The 13739-nt window shown below is 71.5% G+C and carries 11 protein-coding genes; 3 read left to right on the forward strand and 8 right to left on the reverse strand.

All coding sequences use genetic code 11. The features are described 5' to 3' along the window. Window positions 1-36 precede the first annotated feature (36 nt). Complete coding sequence (locus tag ACSQ2D_RS17465) at window positions 37-636, reverse strand: GNAT family N-acetyltransferase (protein ID WP_435987190.1); 600 nt, start codon at window positions 634-636, stop codon at window positions 37-39. After that, complete coding sequence (locus ACSQ2D_RS17470; RefSeq protein WP_435987191.1) at window positions 636-2066, reverse strand: serine hydrolase domain-containing protein; 1431 nt, start codon at window positions 2064-2066, stop codon at window positions 636-638. The genes ACSQ2D_RS17465 and ACSQ2D_RS17470 overlap by 1 nt, the downstream gene beginning before the upstream one ends. A gap of 168 nt (window positions 2067-2234) precedes the next feature. Here ACSQ2D_RS17470 and ACSQ2D_RS17475 point away from each other — a divergent pair, with 168 nt between their 5' ends. Then, entirely contained in the window at window positions 2235-4457 is a 2223-nt protein-coding gene (locus ACSQ2D_RS17475) for an NADP-dependent isocitrate dehydrogenase (RefSeq protein WP_435987192.1), read from the forward strand. 145 nt (window positions 4458-4602) lie between these two features. Here ACSQ2D_RS17475 and ACSQ2D_RS17480 read toward each other — a convergent pair whose 3' ends face one another. Continuing rightward, window positions 4603-5307: a FadR/GntR family transcriptional regulator gene (locus tag ACSQ2D_RS17480; RefSeq protein WP_435987193.1), complete on the reverse strand. Its 705-nt coding sequence runs from the start codon at window positions 5305-5307 to the stop codon at window positions 4603-4605. 159 nt (window positions 5308-5466) lie between these two features. On the opposite strand from ACSQ2D_RS17480, the gene ACSQ2D_RS17485 reads away from it, so the two are divergent. Both ACSQ2D_RS17485 and ACSQ2D_RS17490 read left to right on the forward strand, forming a co-directional pair. Continuing rightward, the gene (locus ACSQ2D_RS17485; protein ID WP_435987194.1) at window positions 5467-5997 is read left to right on the forward strand and encodes a gluconokinase; all 531 of its coding nucleotides are present in this window, start codon (window positions 5467-5469) and stop codon (window positions 5995-5997) included. After that, the gene (locus tag ACSQ2D_RS17490) at window positions 5994-7388 is read left to right on the forward strand and encodes a GntP family permease (protein ID WP_435987195.1); all 1395 of its coding nucleotides are present in this window, start codon (window positions 5994-5996) and stop codon (window positions 7386-7388) included. Before ACSQ2D_RS17485 ends, ACSQ2D_RS17490 begins: the two co-directional genes overlap by 4 nt. A gap of 129 nt (window positions 7389-7517) precedes the next feature. Here ACSQ2D_RS17490 and ACSQ2D_RS17495 read toward each other — a convergent pair whose 3' ends face one another. The 5 genes from ACSQ2D_RS17495 to topA all read right to left on the reverse strand — a co-directional run bounded on the left by ACSQ2D_RS17495 (window position 7518) and on the right by topA (window position 13545). Next, entirely contained in the window at window positions 7518-8732 is a 1215-nt protein-coding gene (locus ACSQ2D_RS17495) for an acyl-CoA dehydrogenase family protein (RefSeq protein WP_435987196.1), read from the reverse strand. A 9-nt stretch (window positions 8733-8741) separates the two neighbouring features. Further along, window positions 8742-9209, reverse strand: a complete 468-nt coding sequence (locus ACSQ2D_RS17500) for an SCP2 sterol-binding domain-containing protein (RefSeq protein WP_435987197.1) — start codon at window positions 9207-9209, stop codon at window positions 8742-8744. A 55-nt stretch (window positions 9210-9264) separates the two neighbouring features. Beyond that, on the reverse strand, window positions 9265-10056 hold the full coding sequence (locus ACSQ2D_RS17505; protein ID WP_435987198.1) for a PIG-L deacetylase family protein: 792 nt from the start codon (window positions 10054-10056) through the stop codon (window positions 9265-9267). A gap of 12 nt (window positions 10057-10068) precedes the next feature. After that, window positions 10069-10533: an N-acetyltransferase family protein gene (locus tag ACSQ2D_RS17510; protein ID WP_435987199.1), complete on the reverse strand. Its 465-nt coding sequence runs from the start codon at window positions 10531-10533 to the stop codon at window positions 10069-10071. Window positions 10534-10767: 234 nt separating this feature from the next. Continuing rightward, entirely contained in the window at window positions 10768-13545 is a 2778-nt protein-coding gene (topA, locus tag ACSQ2D_RS17515) for a type I DNA topoisomerase (RefSeq protein ID WP_435987200.1), read from the reverse strand. Window positions 13546-13739 lie beyond the last annotated feature (194 nt).

Genomic DNA, 13739 nt, shown 5'->3' on the forward strand with positions numbered 1-13739 from the left:
CGGACGGCATACGCCAGGAGCGGCGCAACCCTCCGCTCAGACCGGCCACTCCTCGCGGAGCAGGGCCCACGTGTTGTCGTCGAGCCAGGTGCCGTCCTTGCCCAGCGACTTCCCCCGGATCGTGGCCTCGTGCCGCATCCCGATGCGGCGCAGGACGCGGTTCGAGGCGATGTTGTCGGCGTAGGCGTCTGCGGTGATCCGGCGCAGCCCCAGGTCGTGGAAGCCGATGACGAGCAGCTCGGCGGCCGCCTCGGCCGCCAGCCCACGGCCCTGAGCGTCCGGGTGCAGCGCGTAGCCGATCGTCCCCTCCCACTCCCGGGACGGCGCGCGGCCGATGCTGTGGCACGGCTCGAGCCGGAGCATGACGTCACCGACGACACGCCCCGTGCGGCGCTCCTCGACGGCCAGCCCGAGCAGCGGCTCGTCGGCCCCCGGCCGGCCCCGCTCGATGCGCTGCGCGATCCGCTCGCGCACCTGCTCGCGCGTCAGGACGTCGTGGCTGAGGTGGACGACGACCTCGGGCAGGCGGCGGTAGGCGTGCACGGCGTCGACGTCGTCGAGCGTCAGTGGACGGAGCAGGAGGCGCTCGGTGGGACGCGGCCACACGAGCCGCGAGAGGTCGGGCGACGCAGGCACTAGCGCCAGCCGTCCTCGTCGACCCCGCCGGGCACGTCGGCGCTCGGGTCGTAGGGCGTACGCGTGAAGCGGAACGACGCGAGGTCGAGGTGCGAGGGCGTGCCGTCGGCGGCGCGCACGACCCGGAGCGGCTCGCCCGTGTAGTAGCCGTCGAGGCCCACCCAGGCGTCGGGCCCGTCGGCGGCGAAGCGTGAGCCACGGGCCTGGCCCGGCTCGCCGAGCACGAGGTGCTCGCCGACGGCCTTCGCCGTCGACACCGACGGGCCCCAGTGCCACGTGCCGACGAGCTCGAGCGCCGACGGGTCGCCGGCCGCGTGCCACGGCTCCGGCGACCGCGGTTCGCGCTCGACGAACGCCGAGAGCAGCTCGGGGGCGACGAGGCCCATGCCGCTCGTCGTGTTGGTGAGAATGACGACCCCGTCCCCGCTCTCGACGTCGACGCGCAGTCCCGCGAGGAAGCCGGGCATCGAACCGCCGTGGCCGGCATACCGCGTGCCCTCGACGTTCCACACCTGCCAGCCGAGCCCGTGTGCGGTGGTCCACGGCTGTCCGGGGTGGTCGTTGATCGTGTGCGGCTCGTACATCTCGGCGAGGGTGTCGGGCGAGAGGAGCTCACCCGTGTCACCGCCGGCGAAGGCGGCCCAGCGCGCGAGGTCGGACACCGTGGACCACAGCTGTCCGGCAGGGGCCATCGCCCCGGCGTCGTGCTCGGGCTCGGGCAGCAGGACGTCGGCGAAGGGGTGCACCGCGAGTCCCTGCGCGGCCCGGCCGCTGGGGCGCGTCGTCGTGCGGGACATGCCGAGCGGGTCGAGCAGGTCACGCCGGACCACGTCGAACCAGTCGGTGCCGTGCGCCCGCGCCACGAGCTCGCCGAGCGCCGCGAAGCCGACGTTCGTGTAGTGGAAGCGTCGACCGGCCCGGAAGCGCTGTCCCACAGGCGATCCCGCGACCGACCCTGCGAGCGACTCCCAGTCGCCACCCGGGGTGCGCTCCCACCACGGGCCGTTCGTCTCGGCCTGCACCCCGGCGCCGTGCGAGAGCAGCTGGGCGATCGTGGCTCCGCCGAACCGCGACCCGGGCACGTGGTCCTCGAACCGATCGAGCAGGTCGAGCCGGCCCGCGTCGCGCAAGCGCATCACGGCGACGGCGACGAAGGTCTTCGTGATGGAGCCCATCCGGTACTGCGTGTCGGTGTCGGCCGGCTCACCCCCGAGCCGCCCGTCGAGCGTCCCGATGGCGTCGGACCACACGAGCGCGCTGTCGCGCACGATGCCGGCGGCGACGGACGGCAGCCGGCCGCGACGCTGCTCGGTGGCGAGCAGGTGGTGGAGGTGGCGGGCGGTCGCCGGCTCGATCGGACCGGCGTCGATCCGGTCGGTCGAGCCGTCGGTGGCCGGGGCGTCGGCGTCGCTGCGCGGGTCGGTGCTCACCCGCTCCAGCCTAGGCCGGGGGTCTCTGGCGTGGCGCAGGCCACCCCGGCAGGATGGGACGGCGGCCCCACGGTCGCCCCGCATCGGATATCTTGACATCAAGATTTATTCGGGGATCCTCGAAGACCGGATCTCGGCACGAACAGCAACCCGAACGGAGCACCCGCGTTGGACTCGACAATCATCTACACGCACACGGACGAGGCACCGGCACTGGCCACGGCCTCGCTGCTGCCCATCGTCTCGGCCTTCGCCCACCAGGCCGGCGTCGAGGTCGAGACGCGTGACATCTCGCTCTCGGGTCGCATCATCGCCGCGTTCCCCGACGCCCTGACGCCCGAGCAGCGCACCGGCGACGCGCTCGCCGAGCTCGGCGCGCTCGCCAAGACGCCCGAGGCCAACATCATCAAGCTGCCCAACATCTCCGCGTCGATCCCGCAGCTCAAGGCCGCGGTCGCCGAGCTCCAGGCCGCGGGCTACGCCCTGCCCGACTACCCCGACAACCCGTCCACGGACGAGGAGAAGGCGGCCCGGGCGGCATACGACAAGATCAAGGGATCGGCGGTCAACCCCGTCCTGCGCGAAGGCAACTCGGACCGCCGCGCGCCCGCGTCGGTGAAGAACTACGCCCGCAAGCACCCCCACTCGATGGGAGCCTGGAGCGCAGACTCCAAGACCAACGTCGCGACGATGGGTGCCGACGACTTCCGCCACAACGAGACGTCCGTCGTCCTGCAGGCCGACGACACGCTGCGCGTCGAGCTCGTCGGCGCCGACGGGTCCACGACCGTGCTCAAGGAGTCGATCCCCGTCCTCGCCGGCGAGGTCGTCGACGCGACGTTCATGGACGTCGCGAAGCTGCGCGACTTCCTCTCCGAGCAGCTCCAGCGGGCCAAGGCGGAGGGCGTCCTCTTCTCGGTGCACCTCAAGGCCACGATGATGAAGGTCTCCGACCCGATCATCTTCGGCCACGTCGTGCGCGCCTTCTTCCCCGACGTCTTCGAGACGTATGCCGGCTCGCTCGCCTCCGTCGGCGCGTCCCCCAACGACGGGCTCGGCGCCGTGCTCAAGGCCGTCGAGGCCCTGCCCGCCGACGAGCGCGCCGAGGTCGAGGCCGCCGTGAAGCAGGGCTTCGAGGACGGTCCGGCGATCGCCATGGTCGACTCGAACAAGGGCATCACCAACCTCCACGTGCCGAGCGACGTCATCGTCGACGCGTCGATGCCGGCGATGATCCGCACGTCGGGTCACATGTGGAACCGCGAGGGCGGCGAGCAGGACACGCTCGCCGTGCTGCCCGACAGCTCGTACGCCGGCATCTACCAGGTCGTCCTCGACGACTGCCGCGTCAACGGCGCCTACGACCCGTCGACGATGGGCTCGGTCTCCAACGTCGGGCTCATGGCGCAGGCGGCCGAGGAGTACGGCAGCCACGACAAGACGTTCGAGATCCCGGCCGACGGCACCGTGCGCATCGTCGACTCCTCGGGTGCCACGCTGCTCGAGCACGCCGTCTCGGCGGGCGACATCTGGCGCGCCTGCCAGACCAAGGACGTGCCGATCCGCGACTGGGTCAAGCTCGCCGTCACCCGCGCCCGCGCCACGGGCACGCCGGCGATCTTCTGGCTCGACGCCGACCGCGCCCACGACGCGAACCTCATCACGAAGGTGAACGAGTACCTCACCGAGCACGACACCGACGGCCTCACGATCGAGATCATGAAGCCGACCGACGCGATCGCCTACTCCCTCGGGCGCATCCGCAAGGGCGAGGACACGATCTCGGTCACCGGCAACGTGCTGCGTGACTACCTCACCGACCTCTTCCCGATCCTCGAGCTCGGCACCTCGGCCAAGATGCTGTCCATCGTCCCGCTCATCAACGGTGGCGGCCTCTTCGAGACCGGCGCCGGCGGCTCGGCCCCCAAGCACGTGCAGCAGCTCGTCCAGGAGAACTACCTGCGCTGGGACAGCCTCGGCGAGTTCCTCGCCCTCGCCGTCAGCTTCGAGCACCTCGCCGACGTCACCGACAACGCCCGCGCCCGGGTGCTCGGCAAGACCCTCGACCGCGCGACCGGGACCCTGCTCGACGAGAACAAGGGCCCGGCCCGCAAGGTCGGCCAGATCGACAACCGCGGCAGCCATGTGTGGCTCGCGCTCTACTGGGCCCAGGAGCTCGCCAAGCAGACCGACGACGCCGCACTGGCCGAGACGTTCGGCCCGGTGGCCCAGACCCTCGCGGACACCATCGGCACGATCTCCCAGGAGCTCGTCGACGCCCAGGGCCACCCGGTCGACATCGGCGGCTACTACCGCCCCGACGCGGCCAAGGTCGCCTCGGTCATGCGCCCGTCGAAGACCTTCAACGAGATCATCGACGCCCTCGCCTGACCGCGTCGGCCGGCCCAGCGCCGTACGGAAGTGCCCACTCGACTCACGGAGTCGAGTGGGCACTTCCGTACGCCCGCGCACCCTCTCGAGTGGTCAGTTCCGTACGCCGGAGCGGGCATGTCGGAAGACGTATGCGTGCAGGACGCTAGGCGTCCGTCTCGCGCAGGGCGTCGCTGGCCTCGGTGATGATGGCCTGCATCGCCGCCGCCGCGGCGGCGCCGTCGCCTGACTGGACCGCCTCGGCGACGTCACCGTGCAGCCGCACCGCGAGGGGGTTGGGCGTGGCCGGCATCAGGTCGTGGTGCGTGCGACCGGCGAGCACCTCGCCGACGACGTCGGACAGCGCGGCGAGCATCTCGTTGCCGGAGGCGGCGAGCAGCGTCGAGTGGAAGAGCTGGTCGGCCACGAGGTAGGCCTCGAGGTCGCCGGACTTGGCGTGCACGGCCATCTGCATGACCGCGCCCATGAGGGCCCCGCACTGGTCGGGGGTGGCCCTGGCGGCAGCGAGCTCGGCCGCGACGGGCTCGACGCCGCGGCGCACGTCGCCGAGGGAGAGCAGCTGCTCCTCACGCCCCGGCCCGTCGAGGCGCCAGCGGATGACCCGCGGGTCGAAGACGTTCCACGAGGTGCTCGGCAGGACGCGGACGCCGACGCGCTTGCGGGCCTCGACCAGTCCCATCGAGTCGAGCACCCGGACGGCCTCGCGCACGACGGACCGGGACACCCCGTAGCGCTCGTCGAGCTGGTCGATGCGCAGGACCGTGCCCGGAGGGAGCTCACCGGTGGCGACCTGGCGGCCGAGGTCGTCGAGCACGCTCGCGTGCAGCGCGGGGCGACGTTCGGTGGGCACGGGGTCAGCCTGACACACGGCGGTCCTGCTCGAGCGCGCGCTGGGTTAAAACTGTTTTATTCGGCATCAGGGCTTGATAAGACGCTCTTGTTGCTGCACCCTAGGGGCCAGCGACTCGACGAAGACGTCGTTCGAGCCGGACGAAGGAGTCACGGAGACATGCAGCACCACCCACCTCCCCTGGTCGTCGTCATGGGGGTGTCCGGCTCGGGCAAGACCACCGTCGGCGCGGCCCTCGCACAGCGCCTGCGCGTCCCCTTCGCGGACGCCGACGACTTCCACCCCGCGGCCAACATCGCCAAGATGTCCGCCGGAGTGCCCCTCACCGACGACGACCGCGGGCCGTGGCTCGCGACGATCGCGACCTGGCTGGCCGACCACGCGGCAGGCGGTGGCGTGGCGAGCTGCTCGGCGCTCCGGCGCTCCTACCGCGACGTCCTCGCCGCGGCGGCGCCCCATGTCTTCTTCGTGCACCTGCACGGCGACCCTGACGTCATCGCCGCCCGCGTCGCCGGCCGGCCCGGGCACTTCATGCCTGCCGCCCTCGTCGAGTCGCAGTTCGCGACCCTCGAGCCCCTCGAGCCCGACGAGCGCGGGGCCGTCCTCGACGTCGACCAGGGCGTCGACGACCTCGTCACGCAGTCCCTCACCCTCCTCGATCCTCGCGACCCGGAAGCGACCCGCTCATGACCACCGACCTGCTCTCGCTCCTGCCCGTGTCGGCGCTCGCCGCCGACGACCTCCCAGCCATCCCGGCCGGCCGGCTGGTCCCCGCGGCCCTGCTCGGCATCGCCGTCCTCGTGGTGCTCATCGTGCGGTTCAAGCTGCACCCGTTCCTGTCCCTGACGCTGGGCTCGCTCACCGTCGGCGCCGTCGCCGGTGTCCCGATGGCCGACGTGCTCGACAGCTTCACCAAGGGCTTCGGCAGCACGGCTGCGGGTGTCGGCATCCTCATCGCCCTCGGCGCGATGTTCGGCAAGCTGCTCGCCGACTCCGGGGGCGCGGACGAGATCGTCGACACGATCATCGGGCGCAGCGGCCCACGGACCCTGCCGTGGGCGATGGCCGGCGTCGGCGCCATCATCGGCCTGCCGATGTTCTTCGAGATCGGCCTCGTCCTGCTGATGCCCGTCATCTTCCTCGTGGCGCGCCGCTCGGGGCTGTCGCTCATCCGTGTCGGCATCCCGGCACTCGCCGGACTCTCGGCCATGCACGGCCTCGTGCCGCCCCACCCCGGCCCGCTCGTCGCCATCGACGCCCTCAAGGCCGACCTCGGCGTGACCCTGGGCCTCGGCATCCTCGTCGCCATCCCGACGATCGCCGTGGCCGGCCCGTGGTTCGCACGCCTGGCGGCCCGCTGGGTCGACGTCCCCGCGCCCGAGCTCTTCGAGTCGCGTGAGTCCGAGACCGGACCGCGCCCGTCGTTCGCCATCACGCTCCTGACGGTCCTGACGCCGGTCGTCCTCATGATGGGCAAGGCGCTCGCCGACATCCTCTCCGCCGAGGGCACGGCCGCGCGCACCGTCCTCGACTTCCTCGGCACGCCCCTCATCGCGCTGCTCATCGCCGTCATCCTCGCGATGTTCACGCTCGGGCGCGGTGCCGGCATGGGCCTCAAGGAGGTCGGGTCGTCCCTCGAGGCCTCGCTCGGCCCGATCGCCGGCATCCTGCTCATCGTCGCCGCCGGTGGCGGTTTCAAGCAGACCCTCGTCGACACCGGCATCGGGCAGCTCGTCGCCGACTGGATCGCGCAGAGCGGCCTCTCCGTGCTGCTGCTCGCCTGGCTCGTCGCCGTGCTCATCCGCCTCGCGACGGGCTCCGCGACGGTCGCGACCGTCACGGCGTCCGGCATCCTGGCCCCGCTCGCGGCCGGGATGCCCACGACGCAGGTCTCGCTCATGGTGCTCGCCATCGGCGCCGGCTCGGTCTTCTTCTCGCACGTCAACGACGCGGGCTTCTGGCTCGTCAAGGAGTACTTCGGCCTCAAGGTCGGCGAGACGATCAAGTCCTGGTCGGTCATGGAGACGATCCTGTCGGTGACCGGCCTCGTCCTCGTGCTGCTCCTCGACCTCGTCGTCTAGCCACCGCACCCCGACCGCCGAGAGGCCACGTCTGGCCCCTCGGCACCGGTCGAAAGCCCAGCTCTCCTCGCGAGAGCTGGTCTTTCGACCGGTCGGGGGCGGCCGCGGATGGCCTCTCGACGGGTGGGGTCAGCGGATGCGGACGCCGCTGATGGCGCGCGCGATGACGAGGCGCTGGATCTCGGACGTGCCCTCGAAGATCGTGTAGATCTTCGCGTCGCGCGACCACCGCTCGACGGGGTGGTCGGTGACGTAGCCGGCCCCGCCGAGGATCTGCACGGCCTTGTCGGTGACGGCGACCGCGACCTCGCCGGCCTTGAGCTTGCTCATCGAGCCCTCGGCCGCCGTGAACGGCTGGTTGGTGCGGCCCATCCACGACGCGCGCCACACGAGCAGCCGGGCCGCGTCGATCTCGGTGCGCATGTCGGCGAGCGCGAACGCGATCGCCTGGTTCTCGATGATGGGCCGGCCGAAGGCGACGCGGTCCTTGGCGTAGTCGAGGGCGTACTCGTATGCCGCCCTGGCGATCCCGAGCGCCTGCGCCCCCACCGTGGGGCGGGAGATCTCGAACGTCCTCATCGCCGCCTGGCCGCTCGAGGACGTGCCCTCGCGGGCACGGGCGAGCCGCTCGTCGAGCTTGTCCTTGCCGCCGAGCAGGCACGAGCCGGGCACGCGGACGTCGTCGAGGAAGACGTCGGCCGTGTGCGAGGCGCGCAGGCCGAGCTTGCGCAGCTTCTTGGCACCCTCGAGTCCCTTCGTGCCGGGAGGGACGACGAAGGCCGCCTGCCCGCGCGACCCGAGCTCGGGGTCGACGACGGCCGTGACGACGTGGACGTTGGCGATGCCGCCGTTCGTGATGTAGGCCTTCTGGCCGTCCAGCACCCACTCGTCGGTGGCCTCGTCATAGCGGGCCCGGGTGCGCATGGCGCCGACGTCGGACCCGGCCTGGGGCTCGGTCGTCGCGAACGCCCCGAGCTTCGGGTCGTCGGCGTCGCCGTAGCACTGGGGCAGCCACTCGACCATCTGGTCTGGGGTGCCGGAGCCGTAGATCGCGGCGACGGCGAGGGTCGTGCCGAAGATCGACATGCCGATGCCGGCGTCACCCCAGAAGAGCTCCTCGTTGGCGAGGTTGATCGAGATGCCGGTCGGGTCGGACCAGCACTGGGCGAGGAACTCGAAGCCGTAGAGGCCGTTCCTCGCGGCCTCCTGGATGACCGGCCACGGCGTCTCCTCCCGCGCGTCCCACTCGGCCGCCGCGGGCCGCACGACGTCGGCGGCGAAGCCGTGCACCCAGTCGCGCAGCTCGGTCTGGTCGTCGCTCAGGGCGAGCGAGAACTCCACCACCGCGAGCCCTCAGACCTTGGGGATGTCGAAGAAGTTCGCGATGTTGGCCGCGAGCCCGAGGTCGCCCTTGGCCTTGATCTTGCCGGTCATGAACATCATCACCGGGTTGCCGCTCTTGGTGATGACCTTCGCGAAGTCGACGGGCGACATGGCGAGCGACAGCGTCGAGTCGCCGTCGTGGCCGGGCACCGTCGTGCACGTGCCGTCGGCGAAGCGCACGGTCCACTCGTCGGCGCCGCCGTCGGGGCGGCCGGTGATGCTCCAGTGCGTGGTCGCCGTCGTCGAGCCGGCGCGGTCGGGGCGGAAGAGCTCGGGCATGCGCCGGAAGATCGCGTCGACGATCGGGCCGCGGTTGCCGCTCTCCATCACCTCCTTGACGTCCTTGTCGGACATCTCCTTGACGATGCGGATGAACTCGCCGGGCTCGACGGCGGCGATCTGCTCGGCGGTGGCGGTCGTGAAGTCGATCTCGGGCATCGGGAGGTCCCTCCGGAGGAAACGGCGTTGTTACCGCGAGTAGGTTACCGGACGGTCACCCGTCGAGGAACCAACCGGCCACCATCCCGTCGGGACGGCCGGGCTCGATGTAGTGCTCCCACGCGAAGGCCACGGCGAACATCTCCGCGGGCATCTGGAGCATCCCCTGCGCGTCGGACTGGCTCGCGTGCGCCTTGAGCGCCGAGCGCTTGACCTCGAGGAACTCGCTGACGTCGCACGCCCAGTGCAGCTCGCTCTCGAGGCTGCCGAGGGGGTTGCCGTCGTCCATCGGCTGGCTCGGGTCCCACTCCGCCACGTCGAGACCCGCGGTGATCGCCGCCTCGTGCGAGCGGATCATCGCGTCGCGGTTCATCGACCCCTCGAGGTAGCGGGGCGTGCCGGCGATCTCGGCCGCACGCCTCGTGACCGCGTGCACCTTGACGTGGTCGGGGTGGCCGTAGCCGCCGTGCCAGTCGTAGCCGACGACGACGTCGGCCTCCTCCTCGCGCAGGACCGCGGCAAGGCGCTGCGCCGCCTCCTCGGTGTCGGCCCGGGCGAAGCTCTCCTCGTGGTCGTTCTGCGCCCACCCGGTCATGCCGGAGTCGGCGTAGCCGAGGAACTCGACGCGGTGGGTGCCGATGACGGCGTTGGACGCTGCGGCCTCGGCCCGGCGCCGCTGCACGACGGTCTCGCCGTCGGCGAGGTCGTCGGGCGCGTCGCCGTGGTCACCGTTGGTGGCGACGACGAGCACGACGCGGTGGCCTTCGCTGACGGCGCGCGCCATCGAGCCGGCGGACTGAGAGGCCTCGTCGTCGGGGTGGGCGTGGACGAAGACAACGGTTGACATGCCCTCAGCCTCTCACCGCGGGGTGACGCTGCGGCCAGGCTCCCCCACCGGCAGCGTGTAGACGACGTAGCCCTCGAACGCCGCGACCTCGTCGTACAGCCGTCGGGCGACGGCGTTGGACTCGTGGGTCTGCCAGTAGACGCTGCCGCAGCCCTGCTCGCGCGCCCAGTCGCGCACGGCACCGATGAGGGCGCTCGCGACGCCGCGACCACGCACCGCGGGGTCGGTGAAGAGGTCCTCGAGGTAGCACAGGTCGGGCTCGCTCGAGCTGGGGTGCACGAGGAAGTGGGTGATCCCGACGAGCTCGCTGTCCAGCCACGCGCCGAGGCCGTGCAGCCTTGTCCCAGAGGAGATCTCACGCCATGCCCTGTCGTATGCCGCCTGGTCGAGCTCGCGCTCGTAGAAGCTGATGTAGGCACGGAAGCGCTCTTCCCACCGCTCCCGGTCGGCGGGCTCCAGACGTCGGGTCTCGATCACGACCCGACGCTAGCGCGACGGCACCGTCCGCAGGGAGGGCCACCTCACGGCATACGCAGTGAGCCACTCGACGAGGTGGGGACACCCGGTCACGTGACGAAGCGGCCACTCGACGAGGTGCGGGCACTCGGTCCTGTGACGACGGGGCCACTCGACCAGGGGGTGGCCACGTGACGTGTGACGGGGCGGCCACTCGATGGTCGAGTGGCCGCCCCGTCACAGCGGTCGCGCGGTTCAGGCCTTCTTGGCGGCGGCCTTCTTCGTCGTGCGCGAGGTGGTCTTCTTCGCGGTCTTCTTCGCCGTCTTCTTCACGGCGCGCTTGCGGGTCGTCGGGCCCTTGGCGCGCTTCTCGGCGAGGAGCTCGTAGCCGCGCTCCGGGGTGATCGCCTCCGGGTCGTCGTCCTTGCGCAGCGTCGCGTTGGTCTCGCCGTCGGTGACGTAGGGACCGAAGCGGCCGTCCTTGACGACGACGGGCTTGCCGCTGACGGGGTCGGCACCGAGCTCCTTGAGCGGCGGGGCGGCCGCGGCGCGCCCGCGCTGCTTGGGCTGGGCGTAGATCGCGAGCGCCTCGTCGAGGGTGATGTCGAAGAGCTGCTGCTCGGTCGTCAGCGACCGCGAGTCGGTGCCCTTCTTGAGGTACGGGCCGTAGCGACCGTTCTGCGCGGTGATCTCGACACCCTCGGCGTCGACGCCGACGACGCGCGGCAGCGAGAGCAGCTTGAGCGCCGACTCGAGGTCGAGCGTCGCGAGCTCCATGTCCTTGAAGAGCGAGGCCGTGCGCGGCTTGACCTTGGCGGCCTTCTTGGCCTTGGGCTTGTCGGCGCCGTTCACCGCGGCGTCGTCGTCCTCGATGACCTCGGTGACGTAGGGCCCGTAGCGGCCGGCGCGCGCGATGATGTCGCGTCCGGTCTCGGGGTCCTTGCCGAGCACCTTGCCGTCGTCGGCGGCGACCTCGAGCAGCTCGCGCGCCTTCTCGGGGGTCATCTCGTCGGGCGCGATGTCGTCGGTGATCGTCGCGCGGCGCGGCGTCGCCGGCACCTCGGCGCCCTCGGCCACCTCGCCCGTCGCGAGGTCGACGCCGGCGGGCACGAGCTCCTCGACGTAGGGGCCGTAGCGGCCGACCCGCACGACCATGCCGTCGCCGATGGGGATCGTGCTGATCTCCTTGGCGTCGATCTCGCCGAGGTCCTCGACGAGGCTGCGCAGGCCCGCGGCCGAGCTGGCGTCCTCGCCGAAGTAGAAGCGCCCCAGCCACTCGACGCGGCCCTCGTCGCCGTTGGCGATGCGGTCGAGGTCCTCCTCCATCGAAGCGGTGAACTCGTAGTCGACGAGGTTGCCGAAGTGCTCCTCGAGCAGGCGCGTCACGGCGAAGGCGAGCCACGTCGGCACGAGGGCCTGGCCCTTGGTGAAGACGTAGCCGCGGTCCTGGATGGTGCCGATCGTCGAGGCGTACGTCGAGGGTCGGCCGATGCCGCGCTCCTCCATCGCCTTGACGAGCGTGGCCTCGGTGAAGCGCGCGGGCGGGCTCGTCTCGTGGCCGTCGGCCTCGGCGCGCACGACCTCGAGCGGGACCCCGGCGCTCAGCTTGGGCAGGCGTCGCTCCTCGGCGGCGGCGTCGGCGCGGGCGGCGGACTCGTCGTCACGGCCCTCCTCGTAGGCGGCGAGGAAGCCCTTGAAGGTGATGACGGTTCCGCTGGCGCTGAACTCGACGGACTGCGCGCCCTCGAGCGCGGTGTCGACGGCGAGCTTGACGGTGGCGGTCGACCCGCGGGCGTCGGCCATCTGCGAGGCGACGGTGCGCTTCCAGATCAGCTCGTAGAGCGCGAACTCCTCGCCGCGGAGCGAGCCCGCGACCTGGGCCGGCGAGCGGAAGCGGTCGCCGGCGGGGCGGATGGCCTCGTGGGCCTCCTGGGCGTTCTTGACCTTCTTCTCGTAGCGGCGCGGGCTGTCCGGGACGTACTCGGCGCCGTACATGTCACGGGCCTGGCTGCGCGCGGCGGTCATCGCGGCGTCCGACAGCGTCGTGCTGTCGGTACGCATGTAGGTGATGTAGCCGTTCTCGTAGAGCCGCTGCGCCACGCGCATCGCGTTCTTGCTGCTCATCCGCAGCTTGCGCGAGGCCTCCTGCTGGAGGGTCGAGGTCGTGAACGGCGCCGACGGGCGGCGGGTGTAGGGCTTCTCCTGGACGTCGGTGACGCGCGCGGTGAGCGGCAGGCAGGCCTCGGCGATGCGGGTCGCGAGCGCCTCGTCGAGGTGGACGACACCCTTGCCGGTCAGGCGGCCGTCGTCGGCGAAGTCGCGACCGGTGGCGACGCGGACGCCGTCGACGGACGAGAGGCGCGCCGTGAACTGCTGGCTCGCGCTGTCGGGCGTGAAGTCGCCCTCGACGTCCCAGTAGGAGGAGCGGACGAACGCCATGCGCTCGCGCTCGCGCTCGACGACCATGCGGGTCGCGACGGACTGGACGCGGCCGGCCGAGAGGCCCTGGCGGACCTTGCGCCACAGGACCGGGCTGACCTCGTAGCCGTAGAGGCGGTCGAGGATGCGGCGGGTCTCCTGCGCGTCGACCATCGCGGTGTCGATCTCGCGGGTGTCGTTGACGGCGCGCTGGATCGCCTCGCGGGTGATCTCGTGGAACACCATGCGCTTCACGGGGACCCGCGGCTTGAGCGCCTCGAGCAGGTGCCACGCGATGGCCTCGCCCTCGCGGTCCTCATCGGTGGCGAGGTAGAGCTCGCTGGCGTCCTTGAGGAGGCGCTTGAGCTCGGCGACCTTCTTCTTCTTGTCCGGGTCGACGACGTAGTACGGCTCGAAGCCGTTCTCGACGTCGACGGCGAACTTGCCGAACGGGCCCTTCTTCATGTCGGCCGGCAGCTCGGACGGGTTGGGCAGGTCACGGATGTGACCGACCGACGCCTCGACCTCGAAGTCGCCCCCGAGGTAGCCGGCGATGGTCTTCGCCTTGGCGGGCGACTCGACGATGACGAGCTTGCGGCCCTTGCCTGCGGCCATGGTGCACCTTCAACTTCCCGCATCTCACGTGCAGCGGATTCGTCGCTGCCCCGACGTGGACGCGGACCGACCGTAACAGCCCACGGCGAGTGCGGTCTCCCGGCATCCGCCGGAGAGGGCGTATGCCGTCCGCTCCCGTCCGCTCCCCACCCCCCTCCCCGACGGGCTCGTGCCGTCCCCCGCGTGGACCGGGA

It is taken from the genome of Terrabacter sp. LjRoot27, assembly GCF_964254175.1.
Taxonomy (GTDB): domain Bacteria; phylum Actinomycetota; class Actinomycetes; order Actinomycetales; family Dermatophilaceae; genus Terrabacter.

Excerpts from the sequence above, each read along its gene's own strand:
- ACSQ2D_RS17485 (WP_435987194.1), top strand. The coding sequence starts at position 5,467 with ATGCAGCACCACCCACCTCCCCTGGTCGTCGTCATGGGGGTGTCCGGC.
- ACSQ2D_RS17490 (WP_435987195.1), top strand. The coding sequence starts at position 5,994 with ATGACCACCGACCTGCTCTCGCTCCTGCCCGTGTCGGCGCTCGCCGCC.
- ACSQ2D_RS17500 (WP_435987197.1), bottom strand. The coding sequence starts at position 9,209 with ATGCCCGAGATCGACTTCACGACCGCCACCGCCGAGCAGATCGCCGCC.
- ACSQ2D_RS17505 (WP_435987198.1), bottom strand. The coding sequence starts at position 10,056 with ATGTCAACCGTTGTCTTCGTCCACGCCCACCCCGACGACGAGGCCTCT.
- topA (WP_435987200.1), bottom strand. The coding sequence starts at position 13,545 with ATGGCCGCAGGCAAGGGCCGCAAGCTCGTCATCGTCGAGTCGCCCGCC.